Origin of the sequence: Algirhabdus cladophorae, assembly GCF_044772865.1 — a bacterium.
GTDB lineage: Bacteria > Pseudomonadota > Alphaproteobacteria > Rhodobacterales > Rhodobacteraceae > Algirhabdus > Algirhabdus cladophorae.
This window is the reverse complement of sequence record NZ_CP173029.1, coordinates 1,313,416-1,331,264: the sequence shown is the minus strand read 5'-3', so window position 1 is coordinate 1,331,264 and position 17,849 is coordinate 1,313,416. Positions and strand designations below refer to the sequence as shown.

The following is a 17,849-nucleotide window of genomic DNA, read 5'->3' as shown; positions in this document are numbered from 1 at the left end:
CTGGGTCCCAGTCAGATTTTTCGCCGCATGGAGCAGGAGCTAACGTTCGCGGGGCTTAGCCGCGATTTAGTCAATCTTATCCCGCCAAGAATGCTTTGGTTGAAAACCCATTATCTTCTTGGCCTTCTTGTTCGAATAGAAGGTCTCGAAGGTGCCCATCTGGCCGCGCACTTCGACGCCCTGATAGAACTGCTGGATGACTTGATCCGACGTGATGCCAACCGACGTGTCGTCATTTGCAACGTTGAACACTTCGTAGCCCAAACCGTCCGTTCTTAAGCAGCAATCGACCATATGCCCGAGATCACGGGCATCGATATAGGCGAATATATTGCGGCGACGCAGGGCCGGATCCTCGACGAAAGCTGCAAACATCTCGGTATATTCGTGAGGTTCAATCACATTGTTGATCCGCAACCCATAGATGTCAGCACCTGTGCGCGCCTGAAAGGACCGTGCCGTCACTTCATTGCAGACTTTCGACATCGCATAGCTGTCATGGGGGACGGTTGGGTGGGTTTCATCAATCGGCACGAAATCCGGTTTTAGGTCTCCGTCCGCAAAACAAATGGCATAGGTCGTCTCGGAACTTGCAAAGATCACTTTGGGTATTCCCAGCTTCGTTGCGGCCTCAATCACATTATAGGTGGTCAAAGTATTCTGGCGAAAACACTCGCCGTCGGTGCCGATCATGACGCGGGGGATGGCGGCGAAATGCACAACAGCATCATAGGTGGGGACCCCGGTGCCCGCGTCCAGTTCCCCGAACTCGACGAATTGGGACATGGCCCCGATGACTTGCCCTGCGTCGCAAAGGTCAATCAGCAATTCCGGACAGTCGAGACCTGATGGCGTTTGATCTACATTCACAACATGGTGGCCCTGAGCCATTAGGTGCCGGATCGCCCATTTGCCTGCCTTGCCGCTGCCGCCTGTAAAGAGAACTCGCATCTTACCCTCCGACTTGGACACGTGAGTGTCGTTTTTTTTGATCCTGACATATTTCAATCTGGTCGACGTTTCCCTTGTTCAAACCGGTCAATCAGACTGTCATGCCAACACTTGCCTGCATCATGAATTGCGCCCCGATGGGTCGTGTTGCAGCACCAATTGCACGGGCTTTGCCGCCTATGCTGCCGCTTTCGATACGGGGCTGGATCAGCCCACGGGTGTCTTGAGTCACGACGTATCGGCGGACACGGCTCACAAGGTCGTCACGAACGCTGGCAGGGAAGGCACCGTCAATCAGGATCGCTTCAAAATCGATGACCGAGCAGGTGGACAGTGCGGCCTTGGCCAATTCCTGGGCAGTCTGGCCCAGCCATGGATCAACATAGCGTGACAAGTTATGCCAGCTATCGGGGTCAGACCACAGTTGTTGTGGATCGAGATCGACTTCGCGCAGCCGTAACTCCAATTGATGGATCGAAGCCATATCTACCAACTGCATACTTTCACCGTGAGGGCCAATGCTGCGCAGTGATCCCAGTGCGCCCGCATTGCCCTGGCGTCCTTCAAAGACGGAGTTGTTCAAGACAACGCCACCGCCGATGAATGCGCCAATAAAGAAATAGGCGTAGTCTCGGAATTCCTTACCGCGCCCGTAAGTGTGCTCGGCTTGACAGGCAGCCGTCGCATCGTTCAGCAGGAGAACCGGCAGTTGTGTTCGTGACTGCGCTTCTGCCCTCAGATCAATCCCTTCCCAAGGTGCGATAGCCGCCGACACGTCCATGGAGGGGTCTGGCCAGTTCCACATCTCGAAAGGGGCTGCGATCCCGATGCCGCAAATGCGCTCGGCATGATCGGGGTCCATCGCGCCCGTGATGCTACCGACACCGTCATCAAGGAAGTCAAAAATGTCGTCGGGGACAGGAACGGTGTAGGTAAACTGCCGTTCTTCACGCAACTCGCCGTTCAAATCAATCAGCACAAGATCAGTCGATCTGCGCCCAATCTTGAGGCCAAATGAGAACACGCCATTCGATGCCAATCGCATCGGTATCGACGGCTTGCCGACCTTACCCCGCACAGGGTCCCCACGTTCAAGAATCCCTTCACCTTCAAGGCGTCGCAAGATGCTTGAGACCGTAGGCGGGGATAGTGCGGCCAGCTTAGATAAATCGCTTCCTGGCATCGGACCATTGCGCTGCAACAGCGACAACAAAAGCCGTTCGTTGTGATCGCGAACGCCCTTCTGGCTTAGGCCGGTGCTGATTGATCTGATGAGTCCATCTTCCATGACCTACACCATAACAGCCATATAATGCAGGTAAACATATTAATAAGAAAACTTAACTAATTAATTGACAGGTGACTGAGAATCACGTCACCTATGGGCAAGCGACTGGAAATTTCTGGTCGCAATAACGTCGGGGTGGAGGCTCTGACCTATCAATTGTCTGGGAGGACATCATGAAAAAGTTGCTCATCGGCACCGCTCTTGCTGCCATTACATCCGCTGGTTCCGCTATGGCTGACGGCCACGCTGTTTCTGCGTGCTTGATCACCAAAACTGACACCAACCCATTCTTCGTCAAAATGCGCGAAGGCGCAGAAGCTGCGGCCGCTGAAGCGGGTATCACGCTGCGTTCTTTTGCAGGTCAGGTTGACGGTGACCACGAAACTCAGGTCGCTGCGATTGAAACATGCATCCTTGATGGTGCGTCCGGTATCCTGCTGACCGCGTCCGACACATCATCCATTGTTGGTGCTGTGACACAGGCCCGCGAAGCTGGTCTTTTGGTTATCGCGCTCGACACTCCGCTCGACCCAATTGATGCGGCAGACGCCACGTTCGCAACAGACAATTTCTTGGCTGGTGAACTGATCGGTCAGTGGGCTGCGGCACAACTCGGCGATGACGCTGCGAACGCAAAGATCGCAATGCTCGATCTTGCGGTGTCCCAGCCAACCGTTGGTGTTCTGCGTGACCAAGGTTTCCTGCAAGGCTTCGGCATTGATCTGGGCGATCCGAACAAGTGGGGCGATGAAACCGATCCGCGGATCGTTGGCAACGATGTAACAGCCGGTAACGAAGAAGGCGGGCGCACCGCGATGGAGAATCTCCTCGCCGTCGATCCAGAAATCAACGTTGTCTATACCATCAACGAACCAGCAGCAGCGGGTGCCTATGAAGCCCTTCGTTCCATTGGTCGTGAAGACGATGTTCTGATCATATCCGTCGATGGCGGTTGCCCTGGTGTTCAGAACATCGCTGACGGTGTGATTGGCGCAACGTCCCAGCAGTATCCACTGCGCATGGCGGCCCTTGGTATCGAAGCAATTGCAGCTTACGCCGCAGACGGCACACTGCCTGAAAACACACCTGGCAAGGACTTCTTTGACACAGGCGTTGCCTTGGTCACCGATCAGCCAGCCGAGGGTGTTGAAAGCATCTCTGTTGCCGAAGGCACAGAACTCTGCTGGGGCTAAATCCAACCTCCCGCATCTTATCTTAGGTGCACTACAAGGGGCGGGTGTTTTTCCCGCCCCTTTTTCCAAAGTGGGATATGATCCTGCATGATATCCAATTCACCACGAGGGGATCGAACAATGTCTGACAACGCCGACGATTTTGAAGCCGCCATCAAGCCATCTACAGCAGACACAGTTGCTTCGTTCAGCGAACGCAAAGGCTTTCTGGCCAAGTTGCAACACGCCTTGCATGTGAACCCCGCGCTTGTGCCGCTGTTCGTCCTCATTGTTTCAATCATCCTGTTCGCGCTTTTGTTAGGATCGAGGTTCCTCTCTCCCTTCGCGCTGACACTGATCCTTCAACAAGTGCAGATCGTCGGCATCGTCGCTGCAGCTCAAAGCCTTGTCATCCTCACCGCTGGTATCGATCTCAGCGTCGGGGCTATCGCTGTTCTGTCCAGCGTCATCATGGGGCAGTTCACGTTCCGCTACGGTATTCCTGTTGAGATCGCCGTTGTGATTGGCTTGACGTTCGGGACGTTGATCGGAACGTTCAACGGCTGGCTTGTGGCAGTGATGAAACTGCCGCCCTTCATTGTGACGCTTGGCATGTGGCAGATCGTTCTGGCCGCAAACTTCCTCTATTCCGCTAACGAAACGATCCGTGCGCAAGACATCGAGGAAAATGCGCCCTTGCTTCAGTTCCTTGGGACGACATTCAAGGTTGGCGCAGATGCGGAGGGGCGTGGAGGCGCGACCTTTACGTTCGGCGTCATAGCAATGGTCCTGATCTTTGCCTTCCTAGCATATGCCCTCAAACACACCGCTTGGGGCCGCCACATCTATGCCGTGGGCGATGACCCAGACGCTGCACAGCTGTCCGGTGTGAATGTTAAACGGACACTGATCTCGGTCTATGCCGTCACAGGTTTCATCTGTGCCATCGCAGGCTGGGCACTCATTGGCCGTATCGGGTCTGTCAGCCCGACCTCTGGCCAACTGCTCAACATCGAAAGCATCACTGCTGTAGTGATCGGCGGCATCTCACTCTTTGGTGGGCGCGGGTCGATCATGGGGCCGCTGTTTGGTGCCCTCATCGTTGGTGTTTTCACCCTTGGCCTTCGCCTTGCAGGGGCCGACGCGCAATGGACATTCCTTCTTATCGGCGCACTCATCATCGGGGCCGTCGCAGTAGATCAGTGGATCAGAAAGGTCTCAGCATGACTTTGATGGAAAATATCGCGAACGGGTCGATTGAACCCATCCTCAAGGGGCGTGGACTGGTTAAACGCTATGGCAAGGTCACGGCGCTCGACCACTGCGATTTCGACCTCTACCCCGGAGAAATTCTTGCCGTAATCGGCGACAACGGGGCGGGCAAATCTTCCCTAATCAAAGCTGTCTCGGGTGCCGTTGTCCCAGACGAAGGGGAAGTTTTCCTTGAGGGCAAACCGGTGCACTTCACGTCGCCCATTGATGCTCGAAAAGAGGGAATCGAAACCGTTTACCAGACCCTTGCCATGTCGCCCGCTTTGTCCATCGCAGACAACATGTTCATGGGGCGCGAAATTCGAAAACCCGGTTTTCGTGGTAAATGGCTTCGGCAGTTGGATCGCCCCAAGATGGAACAGGTCGCACGTGACAAGCTGTCAGAGTTGGGCCTGATGACAATCCAGAATATCAATCAGGCGGTTGAAACGCTGTCGGGTGGTCAGCGTCAAGGTGTGGCGGTGGCGCGAGCTGCCGCATTCGGATCCAAAGTTATCATCTTGGACGAGCCCACAGCGGCGCTTGGCGTCAAGGAATCCCGCCGCGTGCTGGAACTGATCCTGGATGTCCGTTCACGTGGAATCCCAATCATTCTGATCAGCCATAACATGCCGCACGTGTTTGAAGTTGCTGACCGTATCCACGTCCATCGCCTTGGCAAACGTCTGTGCGTGATCGACCCGAAAGACTACACAATGTCGGATGCGGTTGCGTTTATGACTGGTGCGAAGGAGGCTCCGGTCTAGCTTCTATAAAGAAAGTCTACTCTGCGCCAATCTCCGAAACAGGTCATTGGCGCAGTTGCGGCGAAAGCCAACTTTGTCGCCGTCTTGATCATCGTTTGCTCGATTTGCGTTGCGTTAGGAATGAATGACCGGTTTCGCCGCCGCAAGGCAGTGTCTGAAACTGAGCACTTGCAGCGACTCTTATGCTGCGAGCACGCGCAGCGAGAAACTCGATTCACACTCTGGGCTCTCTTGAAACCTTCGCTGCGCTGGTCCTGAGTGACCGGTTCGGGAAACAACGCCGTTCGCTGCGCGGTGTACGAACTGATAAGGTGCGGACAAAGCAGACTTGTGCAGGTGCAGCTTTCGCTGACGCAGAAACCATTCGCATCTGCGACATGCGTTTCGCTGCATTGCAGCCAATTTCGCCGAAGCGGTCCTTTGGCTTGCCAATTGAGACACCCAGAAAAACCGCCCGAACGCCGCGTGATACGGTAGCCAGGACGAAAGCTGAGTAAGGCTAGTCGGCACGCTCAAACAGAGTTTCGACCAACGACTACACCTGCGTGTGTCGCCAGTAGATATCCGCGGATGCGCTCTGTGCCCATACTGTCCCAGATTAGTCCGAGGAGTTGCACGACATACCGCGAAACACATTGTGAACCTCCAACTGGACTGCGAGGAGATTTTTGGATTCCGCCTACATCGGTGAAGTCATTGATCTTCAATACGGACAACTACCTCCATAGCGAGAAGATCGGTACCTTCTCCATGGTAGCTTCCGGCAACCGGAGCGACCTGTGATATGTTCCGCGCAACGGCCACCGGAATCAGATTGGCCGACCCCACCGACATGTTCGTTGGGTCGAACGGGATCCAGCCTGCCCCGGGAACGAAGACTTCGACCCATGCATGCGTAGAGCCCGAGCCAGCAGATCCTCGTCGGATATCATTGGGGGCGTAGACGTATCCGGACACCAGGCGCGCGCCAAAACCCAGTGTTCGCATAGCCTCGGCAAATAGGACCGCAAAATCGCGACACGTCCCGTAGCCAAGGTCGAGGGTCTCAAGTGGTCCTTGCGTGCCTTCGCGCTCGCGGCTCTGATACGCGATCTGCGCTGTGATGCCATTGCTGACGTCCTTCAAGAGCGACAACGTATCCGTTGGCCTGCGCATCACGAATTGCTCGACCCAGTTTGACAGGCGCCCTGCGTCGTCTTGGTATTGTGGTGCAGAAAGCGCCCCGAGATCTTTCCAGTCTTCGGCGGAGTAAAGGAATGGGTATGACGCCGCAGAGGCCGCGATCGGGAAGACAGGCCAGTCAGGTGCAGTGAGGACGGCGGTCGTATGCGACCGGATCGATAGTGTTTCCGTTGTGGCATCGAAATTGGCGATGGCGATGGCGTTTCCAGCGACATCGTGGGACCAGTCGATGCGAGCCGTCGGCGTGATATCAAGATCGAAAGCCGTCAATGTGAGGTCCCGCGTTTCGCGAGGACGCAACATCAGCCTGTGCGGCCCAAGGACCACGGCGACGCGATAGCGATAGATGGTCGTATGTGTGATCGTAATCGTTGGCATGCAGCAGATCTAAGTCGACCGACCGCCGGAGCGAGACCGACCTGTGCTGACCCCTTCGGGCATTGCCGCGCGCCATGCTGTCGTTCCTTTGCATCTTACACAGATGCGCTGGCCGAACCCTTTGCTCCAAAACGAAGCACTACAAGCCAAGCAGAACCGCAGCTTCGGCACATCGCCGAGCGCGCGGCTGGGTTGATCCATCAGGATATCGTCAACTTTTGCTTGCATCAGATCCTCGCGTTCATTTGGTCCCTGAAATTGCGTTGTGGGCATCATACGGAAACGGATGACGTGCGCGGTCGGCACGGCATCCCTTCATTCTCGGCGTCATGAATGTCCGAAGCGTCCCGCGAAGCCCCCTGCGCTGTTGCGTTTTCGGCCTCAGTATCCGCGTCACCCCTGTCAGTCTGTGTCGTCCCCGATCCCGAGTAGAGATGGCGCAATTGAGCCTCGGACACCCCGTCGGCCTGCATGACGAGTTGCACCATCGGATCGGCCAGCATTTCTTCGAGAAAGACCTGTGACAGGTCCTTGCCGGACAGTTTGTCTCTCGCACGGGCGCGGTCAAGATCGAGAAGCGACACAGTCAGGCTCAGTGTTAATCCCGGATGGGACAGGCGTGGATGCAAATGGACCACGACGGAGGCCTTCCAGGCCTGAGGGTCCTTGTGATCAGGTGGTGAGGCGAATTCAGTCTCGATATCGTACTCTCCGGCGGGAAGCGTTTCGTCGAAGCGAGGAAGATTGAAAGGCCGGTCAAAAACCGCGATGGTTTTCGCTCTTTGTTCGTCCATTGCGTTTGATCCTTTCAATTGAACAGTTTTCCATGACATCGAGCAAAACCAGCCCTTTCCGGTGCATGCGTCAGGTTTTCTTCGGACCCGGAGAACCCGGTTTCGCAGCAGCGTCCGGCGCCTTGAGTGCCGGTTCTTTTTTCGACGGTTCCGCAGGTTTGACTTTCAGTATGGCAGCAGCTTTGGTGGTCAGGTCTTTGAAAGACATGCTCTTCATCCTTTTTGGGTTTTCCGCTGGAATTTCCGGGCCTCGATCAGGCACGAATTCTCGAGTGCGGCTTATTGGTATATGTGTATTGACCGGCCCTTTTACCATGGCGCGGTGTGGGACTAGTCGGCGGGGTATGATCTTCGTAGGCCCCGCCGACGACCATTGTGGGTGTCATACCAAGGTCAGGAAGGGGTGGGCCTCGCGGTCCTTTGCACTTCCGTTCATCTTTTGCTTGCCATGAACAACCTTGGCGACATCTGGGGCGCTCATCGCCCGCATGAGGGCGCTGTAGTTCATGCCCATTTTCATCTCGGAGCCAACGGGCACAGCGGCTTTGGCTGAGTCGACAACGGTGTGGTCGCCGGTCGCGCCAATAAACGCCGTTCCCGGGGAAAACATGAGACCGCTTGCGTCGGTGTCTTGCTGCCCGACAGCAAGGATGGTTCGGGCTCGGAGGTCATCACTTCGAACCAAATTGAGCATCCCAAGCTCCGGAGCAATTGACATGGTCGGCGCTGGGCTTGGTTTGCGGCTTGTTTCGATCACTTCGGCAAAAAGGGTAAAGGCATCCGTATGAAGGCCAGTGATCGGATGCCCAGTCACGGGGTCGGTGCCCAGAAGGATCGCCTCACCCAGACGCAGGTTGTCGACCCGCCCAGTTGAAACGTCGCCAAGCGCCCATGGCAAATTGGCCGAGCCTCCTCCTGACACAAGATCTACAAAAGGTCCGCAGGCGCCTTCGACTTGGTCGGCCAGTCTCGAGAGCATGGCCATGTCACCGCCCGTCGGTGCAACGTCGCCCAGGCAGGCAAAATTTGCAGCGATGCCTTTGAGAGCGACACCGGGTGTTGCGATGACCTGAGCGGCGAAGTCATTGAGGTTCTCTTGTAAAATGCCTTCGCGCATATCGCCCATTTCGACCATCAGGATGACATCGTGCGAGGCACCCTGTTCCTTTGCGGCTGCGCCAAGCTTCAGGATCGTGTCCATCTCTGTGTTATAGCTCGCGTCGCAATACTGGATGACGTCTTCCATCTCGCTCAGTAGCGGCGCGCGGATCAGCGAAATTGGGCACGTGATCCCCGCGGTCCGCATCCGCACGACGTTTTTGATGCGTGCGTCGGCCAGACTGGCAACGCCACCGTCCAGCATTGCCTCGGCTACGTCAGGATGCCCACACACTGCCTTGGTCACACCGGTGACCGAGATTCGACGAGCGCCAAGACGTCGGACGAGATATCGCGCGTTGGCCTGGATCTTGCCCAGATTAACTTCCACTCGCGGCGAGGTCATTCTGCGGCCGCACGAGGCACGGGCCGCAACTGCGGAAAGGCTGACAGTACCATGTCGCTTAGGTGCACTTCTGGCCGAGTCAGCGCGTCCGTCACCGGAATGCCGAGGTCGCGCGAAAGACTGTCAATTGCACCAATGACCTCGGTGCGCGTCATCGCTTCGTGATTGAGTGTGATTCCAATCACCCGTGTGTCAGCAAAAGCTTCGATCAGGGCGATTTCGCTTTTCGGCCCGGGCATCGGCATGGCGGGAAAGTCGCAGCGATGAGCGCGTTTCGGCGCATGTTGAAGAACAACACCGTGCGGCTGGCTGCCGCGCAGAATGAATGCCGACGTGCAAAAAGCCGGGTGGCTGAGCGCACCTTGTCCTTCGATCAGGATGACATCCGGGTCTTCGCCGTGAGACGCCGCGACAATCACGCGTTCAAGTTCCCCGCAGCAAAACTGCGGTGGCACGGCGTCCATGGCGATGCCGTATTTTGCGCCCTGCATAAGCCCCGTCTGGCCGGTGCCGACGAGGACGGTCTTGATACCACACGCGTTCAGTTCCCTGGCTAGAACTGTCGCTGTTGTCCGCTTGCCGATTGCGCAATCCGTTCCCAGCACCGCAATGCGGATGGCCTTCACCTCGGACACACTTCCGTCAAACAGGCGCATGTCCTTGCTTGGTCTGGGTTTGCGGATATCGCGGATCGTCACGTTGGCCGCGTCGGCAGCACCTCTGATCTCGGGATCGTCACCGAGATATTCGTGCAGGCCACTGACGACGTTCATGCCAAGCGCAATTGCATCCAGCACTATTTCTCGATCTGTAGGTGACATCTTCCCGGTAGAAGGGGCCATCCCATAGATCAAAGTGTCGGGGATACGCACTTCTCGCGTGGCCGCCGCCTCAAGATCTGCAACGATGGGGATGCCATTGGTCACATTGTCCAGCACCTGCCCGCTGTCGCGTCCTTCAAGTCTGCTGTCTATGACCGAAAGAATGCGGTACGCTTGGCTATGACGGACAAGCCCGTTTGCGGTCTTGCCGTCGATCTGTCCGAAGTTCCGCTCACAATAGACAACCGCTGTGGGCACCCCGTATGTCACAGTCTTTTTGGTATGAGATCGACGGGACGCGGATACGTCAGGTGGGGCTTGCAGCCCTATCGTTGACAGCTTTGTCGTCGGTTTTTCTGGATTGTCAGATTCCATGATTATTCCTTTGCCAAGCGGGTTTACCCGGGTCCGATCACATGGAGCGTTCGGGCGGGTGAGCCGCGTTTCATCTTGGATTGCGATCGCTAGTCGTTGAGGACGCAACGCCCCTGCGATTGCTGGAAGTTCCTGTGGCACGCCCACCGGTTTCCCGATCTGTCGAGATGCGCATTGTCGGGGAGGTCGATCTCTGTACAGCCGTCGTCAGACTCTGCAAAGCCGCGAATACACGTCCAGCCTGGGCCATAGCTCGCATCGTCGAAATATGCGTTCTCCGGGACCACGACAGCCTCACAGGTGGCATTGCGTTCAAAATAACCTCGCTCACAGGCCCATGACTGCCCGTACCTGGAGCCATTCAGAAAGGCGTTCTCCGGGACCGCGATTGCGGCGCAAGTGTCGCTGTCCACCTCATAGCCACGGTCACACAGCCACGCCGCCCCATAGCCGCGGTTAGACAGATAGGCGTTTGGGGGCAAATCGATCTTTAGGCAGAGATCATCAACTTTCGTGTAGCCACGAAGGCAGTTCCAATTCTGTCCCGACGGGTCGAGATAGCCGCCTTCGGGCACGACGACCTCAAGACAAGCCGGGCCATCGACCTCCTGAAATCCGTGCAGACACTTCCAGCCCTTGCCGTAGGTCCGGTTGGTGGAATAGGCATTCTCCGGAACGATGATGGCAAGGCAGGCATCGCCGTCACGCCGGTACCCACGATCACACTCCCATCCCTCGCCATAGCTTTTGGGCTGCGCATTCGCCGGCATCGGGGCAGCCTGAGATTGGGCGAAAGACGGCGATCCGATTGCACTGAGCGCGACGAATGCGAGCGCCAGGAATTCCGCGGAGGCTGTTGCAGAGAGGGACGACACCATTGCAAGCGCGCCTGCGATGCCCTTAGACGAAACAGGCGACAGTTTGAGGTCACTACGATGCATCAAGCTCGAGACCTTCGATACAAGCCTGCGCCAGTTCGCGGTTCGGACCCTCAGACCCTGGCATCGTCGCCCAGCCTGTTTCCATGACAACGTCGCGCCGCTTGAACGATGATGCCTCACGGATTGTGGCGAGCTTTGCAATGCGTTCATTGTCGGTTCGGGACATGTCGAGGCAGAAGGGCACGAGCGCCGCGATAACTCGGTCCTCCGCCATCTTGCTTGCCATCTCCTCAGCGCTGCCTCCGGTCATCCAGCCGCCCCAGGAAAATCCAACAATGCCGACGAACGCCGCGCCAAGGAGCGCGCCGTAAATACCGGGTTTCAGCCATTCAGGTGTCGTCATGTCTTGTCCTCCTGCGGGGAAAGCGCCGCTTCGCTGTCATTGATAGTTTCCGAGAGGGCCTGATCACATGCAATTGCGTGCTCCAGATCCTCCCTTGTGGTCAATTGCATCGTCGTTTGACCCGTGTTGCTCCCTCGCCCCCGGACCATCAGGTATGTCGCAGTGCGCCGGTAAGCTTCGAAGCTGAGGCTTTGCATAAGCTCTTCCTCGACAACGATTTCATACGTGCCGGCCGCAAGCTCCCGCTGGCTGTCGCCAATCATGAAGTCGTTGGAAAACGTCACCATTGATCTGGTAGAACGCGTGAGCATCCCAGGCCTCCATTGAACAGAATGTTAAACTTTCCGCAGCCGCCATTATGGCCAGCGTCGTCGCAGCAAGGCGGTTGAATAGGCACTATCCGAACTTTCGGTGTGTGATGCTGATCGAGGTTAGCCCCAGTCGGTTTCTTGGCTGTCAAGGTGAGATGCAAAGCCATCGCGCGGCTCCAGACACCTGCGTGCAAGTCTTCGCCTCAGTCTCGCGCCGAAAGGAAAACCCATGTCTGCCTCAGACGTCCTTCATCCGGATGGCCGCGACTACGATGCCTTCCTCTTTGCAGAAGTGGGTGAGGACAGAACCGGTGCAGCCGTTACGGTCTTGTCAGCGCTTGCGCGCCTTAACCTCGAGCCATGGACCGAGGCGCGTGAGCTTTCTGGTCTGGGTCGGGAGGACGCGAAAGTACGACTGACTACGCATTTTGAAGCGATTACCGACATTCCGGCGCTGGCTCTGGCAAGCGAAGGCAGAGCAGCAAAGCTGATTTCATTGCTGCCAAAGCGCGCGCCGCTTCGCGTTCCGAAATCACTCGAAGCAGGCACCAACGGTTTTCCAAAGCTATCGATGTCTTGGACAATGATGGCCCTCGTTGGAGTCGTGGTTCTGGCGTGGGTCCTCTATTTGGCTCAAACGGGCTAACCTGCGTCAGTGCAAAGACGCGATCGAACCGGTTAGGTGATGCATGTCTACCGCTAGTTGGGTTGGCATTTTTTTCGAGTACCTGAGGGGCGTGGGACACATGCAGTCTCCCAAGAGTTTGCATGCGGTCTGCGCCTCTTATTTCTCGGACCGTCCAAGAAAGGACATTCCCATGAATGAAGAAGACCAAACCGAGGAAAACCAGACGGTGAAACACATGGCTTCCGTCAAGGCTGCCTGGGACAATGCACCCGAAGGCCCCAAGAAAGCGACCGCTCTCAAGCATTATCAAGCGGCCGAGAAGGCGCATGAGGCCGAAAACGACGAAGAGGCACACAACGAGCTCAAGCAGGCAAGCAGCGCATTGGTGTAAAGTCGGCAAACCTGTGAAATGACTGCAAGGCCGCCCGAAGCCGTACTGAGGGCGGCCGTTTCACGGCAACAAAGGCCGTGATTGATCGAGATAGGCCGGATCGAAATCCGCCAATGCAACCAGCCCCTCGTAGTCATCGAAGGTTACTAGCCCGCCCTGAAACGTGACGAGCCCGCGTTCGCGGAGCTTGCGAAGGACGCGGTTGACGTGGATGGCACTTAACCCCAACGCATCTGCCAGATGATACTGTGTGAGCGGACAGGCATAGCCTTCCCTGCTCCCCATACCGACGAGTGACAGTCTCACGCCAAGCTCCAGCAGAAAATGCGCCATGCGCGCATCCGCATCGCGCCGCCCCAGCCCAACAAGATGCTCGACAACCATCGCCTCGTCGCGCGACACGGCCCAGAGAATAGCCGTAGCCAGCCGTGGTGTCTTTGCGAAGGCTTGCAGAAGATCACTCACCAGAACCTCCGCCGCCTCGATATCGACGATTGGTTCGATCCCATGATCGGATGTGTGCAAAAGGACGCTGCGCAGCCCCAAAAAATCCCCCGGTATCTGGAAATCAACGATCTGCCGCGACCCGTCAGCCTGGATCTTATAAGAAACGACCCAACCTGCCGCCAGGATGTAAGCAGCCTGTTCCAATTGACCCTGGTGAACCAAGTCGCGCCCTGAAGAGAAAGACTTCCTCCGCTGATGCAAGCGCTCGAGAACGACCAGTTCCGTCTCCGAAAGAGCAACAAACGCAGAGAGCTTTTGGGTAAGTGGGCTGGCTTTGATGTTCATTACCGGTCCCTCCCGAACCGCGCATACTCCCGTAAGAAATCGGCGCTGAGACTGCTTTCGATCAGTACGGACTACCTAAATTATTGAGATGTTGGTCAATACTATCACGACCTCGCCCGGTTGCGTGGCAAGAAAGGAAGAGAATTGTCCTCAATGTCAGATCAACGAGACCCTTCAGGGATGGCCGCCTTCTCCGTTTGCGAGGCCCTCCTACTTGCCTTGCAAGATCGCAAGCTGCTGCCGGAAGGCGAGATTCTGGGAATTCTTCGGGATGCGGCAGCGACCCACGAGAATGCCAGAGGTCCAGAAACCGAACAAGAAATGCATATGGCAACCGCCAAACTGATCAATGAGATCATCGTTCGCGGCAACCTGTCGCGGCGCCCGTAGCGTCAACCCTCATACGCTGAACACGAGCGAAGCCTATTTGCTTAGTCGCACCTTTCAATCCATCTACGGATCAGTCGCTTCTATCCTTGAGTCCGGAGGGTGGTCGGTAGACATCTGCGATTTCGTATCTTCTTCTTGCGAGGCCTTATTGTCGGTGGCCACTTTCTTCGCCAAGTCGTTGAACGACATTCTGGCTTTCCTTTTCTGACCGCCAGGGTATCCAGCAGCTTGTGAGCTATAGGGGATCGATGCTCTCTTGGAAAGGAAACATCAGCCAAAGCAACGCGTGCACCTTGTAACACTCTCGGGGAGTTACCAAGTTTGTTATGCTACTGACCTACATTCGAACCCCTGTTTTCCTTTACCGGCTCGCAGCGCTCGTCACTGTCGTGAGAAGCCGGGTTGCCGCATATTGTGGGCAGCGATCAAATAAGGAAAATTCACATGGCCAATGGCACAGTGAAATGGTTCAACGCCACAAAAGGCTTCGGCTTTATTGCACCAGAGACTGGCGGAAAGGATGTGTTTTTGCACATCTCCGCACTTGAGAAGTCCGGTATGACCACCCTGAATGACGATCAGAAAGTGACCTTCGATGTGGAGGCCGGCCGCGACGGTCGTGAAAGCGCAACCAACATCGCGCTAGCCTGATCTTTGCAAGTGGGCGCTCCTTTGGGGCGCCCCATCGCCAGACGACCATTTGCTTTTTTGAATCTTCTTCCGCTGCCTAACGCAGCAGTTTCTTTGCCCTGATTGGTATCCGCCGAACCGGCACTACGAATTGTTCATCCAAGGAGACCAGCCCGATGCCAGATTACACAGATCCAAACAGATCAGATGCGGGACGTGACGTCTTCAAGGGTATGTCGAAGAAATCGAAGGTCAAGGAGACCAGGAAAGAAGCCGCTATGTCGATCCGCGTGGGCGAGTATGGCAGATATCAGATCAAGTCCGGTCGTCTCGCCGGCGCATACGGCGCTCGCGCCTTTCCCAAGCCACCCACGAAGGCGCGCGGCTTGATTGCCGAGGCGACGGGTGAGACCGAAGAAGCTGCGATCATCGCATTGCATTCCGCCATTGATCAGCGCGAAGTCCGTAGGGCCGAAGACCGCAGAACAGACCCTCACAAAGGGACGCAGGTACCAACATCCGACGAATACGTGGAAGCGCTCCATTCGGTAAACCTGACGGGTTCGCAGCGCGCCATGTTGATGGCGTTGTCGCTGAAGGAAGCGGACGGGTTGGCACAGGTTAAGGTTGCAGATGCTGGCAGCTACAAGTCCACGACCTCGGCCAACAGAGCGCTCGCCAGTGTGGGTCGTATGATTGCGGGCTATCTGTCTTGGGGAACAGGATCCACGGGGCCTTCAACGGGCCCGGATGGAAGCACGCTCATTGGGTATCGAGATGTCACCGAACATGACGAGAAGGCTGAGAACTGGATAATGCACCCCGAGCTTTGCGCCGCCATCCGTAAGGTTATGTAATTCAATGGGTAAGCCGTCCAAGTGATTGGCCAATGTGGGTTGACTGCCAATCCAGTCGAACCAGAGTTTGTCCAGAAATACCGATATGATCGGACATCAAGAGGACGTTTGGCGGCGCTTTTAACTTTGGATCAATTGCGCTGCGTGCGGCAGGTTTGCCCGCAAAGGCAGGCGGCACCAGCCGCACGCCCATTGCCTAGAGGTCAATATTCTCGGCGATACTAAGTGCATCTCCAAGTTCAACTCCCAGGTAGCGCACTGTGCTATCGACCTTCGTATGGCCGAGCAACAGTTGAACCGCACGCAGGTTGCCTGTTTTCCGGTAAATCTCAGCAGCTTTTGTCCGGCGCAGCGAATGCGTTCCGTATCCACTCGGTTCCAAACCAATCGCCGACACCCAATCGTGCACCAACCGGCCATACTGACGGGTTGAAATGTGCGGGCGGTCGTGGAAGCGGCTGGGAAACACAAACGAGCAAGCCAACATTTCGGGTGATTTGACCCAAGCCAGGACAGTTTCCCTTGTGTTTTCTGTCAGTTCAAACTGAACAGGCCGCTTGGTTTTGCACTGAATCACCGAAACCCGTTCTCGGACGCGATCCTCTTTGACCAGATCGACCACTGTGAGCCTGACCAGATCACAACCACGTAGTTTGCTGTCGATGGCAACGTTAAATAGCGTCAGATCACGAAGGTTGTTGGCCAACTCGAGTCGCGCTCGGATTGCCCAAACCTGTTTTGGCAGCAACGGTCGTTTCTGGCCGATAATCCGCCCCTTGTTCCAGGCTTTACGTTTCGGGGTTACGGCAGGAAGTTGGACTCTAGGCATAATTTGCCCTCCTTGCCGCCCTCCAAACCCAAGCATCAGCACCGCGCTGACGTAGGAATGCTACTCGCAAATCTGATTGCATCCGACCTGCCACCCGTGAGTTTTTGCTCCAAACCTAATAGCAAGCCGAATGAATGGCCGGATTCACCGCCGCGTAACTGCGCTGAAGACCTTGCATGCGCAGAAATTCCTTCGCGGCGAGCGCACGCAGCGAAAATTTGGCACTTCCGCAATGGGCTCAAACCTGCCATCCGCCGCAGTGTGAACCAAGGCCTGCTATGCGGGACAAAGCGCCATTTCGCTGCGATTGCGCCAGCGTCTGCTTTGAAGAGTTTTCCGTTAGCAAACTCGCCAAAATGGCGATTTGACAGATGCCTAGCCATAGAAATTAAGCTTGGATTTTATCACGGATGCTCGATTGATGCTCACCGTCTAGTTCGCCGCAAGAGTTTCAAATATCTGGACCGTCGCTTCGTTCATCGGGTAGTAAAGTTCGATCTTCAGATCGTCCAAAAGCAAGTCCTCTGGTGTGCCGAACTGCGAGATCGTTGCAAACATCGATAGCCGCTGCTCTCCCATTCTTAGAACCGTCGGTACAACTGGTTTCGATGTCGGCGCACATGCCGATGCTGCGGCCGTTAGATATTGTATCGCTTCTACGAACTCTGGAATGCCACCTTGTGCGGCGCTTTCTGTACGCAGGCGAAGGGCTGCCTGATGAGCTACCTCAGGCCAATTCTCGACGACCTGCGGCAGTATCTCCGACATCATCAGGTCCAAAAGACTGCCACCAACACCAACGCCGAAAGGCGCGAACAGCGCGATTGCTGCTGGATTTGCCTGACGGATGGTCCAGACACGATCAACAGCCACACCCGGGTACGGCATGTGACGCTCCAATTGGCGCGAAACGGCGCGCCGGATCGGTGCCATCGCCTCATCATTCCAGTCCCTCGTAGCGTACCGAACGGCAAAACCGGCATGGGTCAGCATCTCATTGCGGGCGACTAGCGGCAGTTCCAGCGCCTCGCCTAATCGCTCAACCATTTCGCGGCTTGGTCGCGCGCGCCCAGTTTCCAAGAACGATAAATGCCGCGCGGAAATCTCAGCCTGCATCGCGAGATCAAGCTGGCTGTAGCGCCGCGCTGCGCGCCAAGTCTTCAGTGTCGTGGAGAAATCGTTCATGGCCCTTCTTACCGCAATTAAATCTGCTGTGCACTTACCTGCAAGGTAATTGCGTGCATGCCGCTGATT

22 protein-coding genes are annotated in these 17,849 nt (G+C 56.2%); 8 read left to right on the top strand and 14 right to left on the bottom strand.

Annotated elements, in window-relative coordinates; all coding sequences use genetic code 11:
• Positions 1 to 66: 66 nt before the first annotated feature.
• A complete protein-coding gene (locus tag ACIRQ6_RS06485; protein ID WP_420863868.1) occupies positions 67 to 951 on the bottom strand; it encodes an NAD-dependent epimerase/dehydratase family protein in 885 nt (294 codons plus the stop codon).
• Between the two features lie 91 nt (positions 952 to 1,042).
• Entirely contained in the window at positions 1,043 to 2,239 is a 1,197-nt protein-coding gene (locus ACIRQ6_RS06480; protein WP_420863319.1) for an ROK family protein, read from the bottom strand.
• Positions 2,240 to 2,412: 173 nt separating this feature from the next.
• Between ACIRQ6_RS06480 and ACIRQ6_RS06475 the strand changes: the two genes are divergently transcribed.
• From ACIRQ6_RS06475 to ACIRQ6_RS06465, 3 genes are all read left to right on the top strand, one after another.
• Positions 2,413 to 3,432 carry a sugar ABC transporter substrate-binding protein gene (locus tag ACIRQ6_RS06475; RefSeq protein ID WP_420863318.1) on the top strand — a complete coding sequence of 340 codons (1,020 nt, stop codon included), beginning with the start codon at positions 2,413 to 2,415 and terminating at the stop codon, positions 3,430 to 3,432.
• 120 nt (positions 3,433 to 3,552) lie between these two features.
• Positions 3,553 to 4,638, top strand: a complete 1,086-nt coding sequence (locus ACIRQ6_RS06470; RefSeq protein ID WP_420863317.1) for an ABC transporter permease — start codon at positions 3,553 to 3,555, stop codon at positions 4,636 to 4,638.
• Positions 4,635 to 5,429: an ATP-binding cassette domain-containing protein gene (locus ACIRQ6_RS06465; protein WP_420863316.1), complete on the top strand. Its 795-nt coding sequence runs from the start codon at positions 4,635 to 4,637 to the stop codon at positions 5,427 to 5,429. Before ACIRQ6_RS06470 ends, ACIRQ6_RS06465 begins: the two co-directional genes overlap by 4 nt.
• A gap of 693 nt (positions 5,430 to 6,122) precedes the next feature.
• Here ACIRQ6_RS06465 and ACIRQ6_RS06460 read toward each other — a convergent pair.
• From ACIRQ6_RS06460 to ACIRQ6_RS06425, 8 genes are all read right to left on the bottom strand, one after another.
• Complete coding sequence (locus ACIRQ6_RS06460) at positions 6,123 to 6,989, bottom strand: transglutaminase family protein (protein WP_420863315.1); 867 nt, start codon at positions 6,987 to 6,989, stop codon at positions 6,123 to 6,125.
• Between the two features lie 272 nt (positions 6,990 to 7,261).
• Entirely contained in the window at positions 7,262 to 7,783 is a 522-nt protein-coding gene (locus ACIRQ6_RS06455) for a hypothetical protein (protein WP_420863314.1), read from the bottom strand.
• Between the two features lie 70 nt (positions 7,784 to 7,853).
• A complete protein-coding gene (locus ACIRQ6_RS06450) occupies positions 7,854 to 7,991 on the bottom strand; it encodes a hypothetical protein (RefSeq protein ID WP_420863313.1) in 138 nt (45 codons plus the stop codon).
• Between the two features lie 174 nt (positions 7,992 to 8,165).
• On the bottom strand, positions 8,166 to 9,287 hold the full coding sequence (locus ACIRQ6_RS06445) for an alanine/ornithine racemase family PLP-dependent enzyme (protein WP_420863312.1): 1,122 nt from the start codon (positions 9,285 to 9,287) through the stop codon (positions 8,166 to 8,168).
• On the bottom strand, positions 9,284 to 10,483 hold the full coding sequence (locus ACIRQ6_RS06440) for a DUF1611 domain-containing protein (protein WP_420863311.1): 1,200 nt from the start codon (positions 10,481 to 10,483) through the stop codon (positions 9,284 to 9,286). Before ACIRQ6_RS06440 ends, ACIRQ6_RS06445 begins: the two co-directional genes overlap by 4 nt.
• An 89-nt stretch (positions 10,484 to 10,572) precedes the next feature.
• Entirely contained in the window at positions 10,573 to 11,424 is an 852-nt protein-coding gene (locus ACIRQ6_RS06435; RefSeq protein WP_420863310.1) for a hypothetical protein, read from the bottom strand.
• Positions 11,414 to 11,767, bottom strand: a complete 354-nt coding sequence (locus ACIRQ6_RS06430) for a hypothetical protein (protein WP_420863309.1) — start codon at positions 11,765 to 11,767, stop codon at positions 11,414 to 11,416. The genes ACIRQ6_RS06435 and ACIRQ6_RS06430 overlap by 11 nt, the downstream gene beginning before the upstream one ends.
• Positions 11,764 to 12,078 (bottom strand): hypothetical protein, encoded by a 315-nt coding sequence (locus ACIRQ6_RS06425; protein ID WP_420863308.1) that lies wholly within the window; start codon positions 12,076 to 12,078, stop codon positions 11,764 to 11,766. The genes ACIRQ6_RS06430 and ACIRQ6_RS06425 overlap by 4 nt, the downstream gene beginning before the upstream one ends.
• Positions 12,079 to 12,307: 229 nt before the next feature.
• On the opposite strand from ACIRQ6_RS06425, the gene ACIRQ6_RS06420 reads away from it, so the two are divergent.
• Positions 12,308 to 12,724, top strand: coding sequence for a hypothetical protein (locus ACIRQ6_RS06420; RefSeq protein WP_420863307.1), 417 nt, complete (start codon positions 12,308 to 12,310; stop codon positions 12,722 to 12,724).
• A gap of 172 nt (positions 12,725 to 12,896) precedes the next feature.
• Complete coding sequence (locus ACIRQ6_RS06415) at positions 12,897 to 13,097, top strand: hypothetical protein (RefSeq protein WP_420863306.1); 201 nt, start codon at positions 12,897 to 12,899, stop codon at positions 13,095 to 13,097.
• A gap of 60 nt (positions 13,098 to 13,157) precedes the next feature.
• Here ACIRQ6_RS06415 and ACIRQ6_RS06410 read toward each other — a convergent pair whose 3' ends face one another.
• Positions 13,158 to 13,889, bottom strand: coding sequence for a Crp/Fnr family transcriptional regulator (locus ACIRQ6_RS06410; protein WP_420863305.1), 732 nt, complete (start codon positions 13,887 to 13,889; stop codon positions 13,158 to 13,160).
• A 153-nt stretch (positions 13,890 to 14,042) separates the two neighbouring features.
• Here ACIRQ6_RS06410 and ACIRQ6_RS06405 point away from each other — a divergent pair, with 153 nt between their 5' ends.
• The 3 genes from ACIRQ6_RS06405 to ACIRQ6_RS06395 all read left to right on the top strand — a co-directional run bounded on the left by ACIRQ6_RS06405 (position 14,043) and on the right by ACIRQ6_RS06395 (position 15,766).
• Complete coding sequence (locus ACIRQ6_RS06405; protein ID WP_420863304.1) at positions 14,043 to 14,279, top strand: hypothetical protein; 237 nt, start codon at positions 14,043 to 14,045, stop codon at positions 14,277 to 14,279.
• A gap of 444 nt (positions 14,280 to 14,723) precedes the next feature.
• A complete protein-coding gene (locus tag ACIRQ6_RS06400; RefSeq protein ID WP_420863303.1) occupies positions 14,724 to 14,930 on the top strand; it encodes a cold-shock protein in 207 nt (68 codons plus the stop codon).
• Between the two features lie 155 nt (positions 14,931 to 15,085).
• A complete protein-coding gene (locus ACIRQ6_RS06395; RefSeq protein WP_420863302.1) occupies positions 15,086 to 15,766 on the top strand; it encodes a hypothetical protein in 681 nt (226 codons plus the stop codon).
• A gap of 1 nt (position 15,767) precedes the next feature.
• Here the strand turns inward: ACIRQ6_RS06395 and ACIRQ6_RS06390 are convergent, their stop codons facing one another.
• From ACIRQ6_RS06390 to ACIRQ6_RS06380, 3 genes are all read right to left on the bottom strand, one after another.
• Positions 15,768 to 15,959 carry a hypothetical protein gene (locus ACIRQ6_RS06390; protein ID WP_420863301.1) on the bottom strand — a complete coding sequence of 64 codons (192 nt, stop codon included), beginning with the start codon at positions 15,957 to 15,959 and terminating at the stop codon, positions 15,768 to 15,770.
• Positions 15,960 to 15,962: 3 nt separating this feature from the next.
• Positions 15,963 to 16,595: a tyrosine-type recombinase/integrase gene (locus ACIRQ6_RS06385; protein WP_420863300.1), complete on the bottom strand. Its 633-nt coding sequence runs from the start codon at positions 16,593 to 16,595 to the stop codon at positions 15,963 to 15,965.
• A 432-nt stretch (positions 16,596 to 17,027) separates the two neighbouring features.
• On the bottom strand, positions 17,028 to 17,780 hold the full coding sequence (locus ACIRQ6_RS06380) for a helix-turn-helix domain-containing protein (protein ID WP_420863299.1): 753 nt from the start codon (positions 17,778 to 17,780) through the stop codon (positions 17,028 to 17,030).
• Between the last annotated feature and the right edge of the window lie 69 nt (positions 17,781 to 17,849).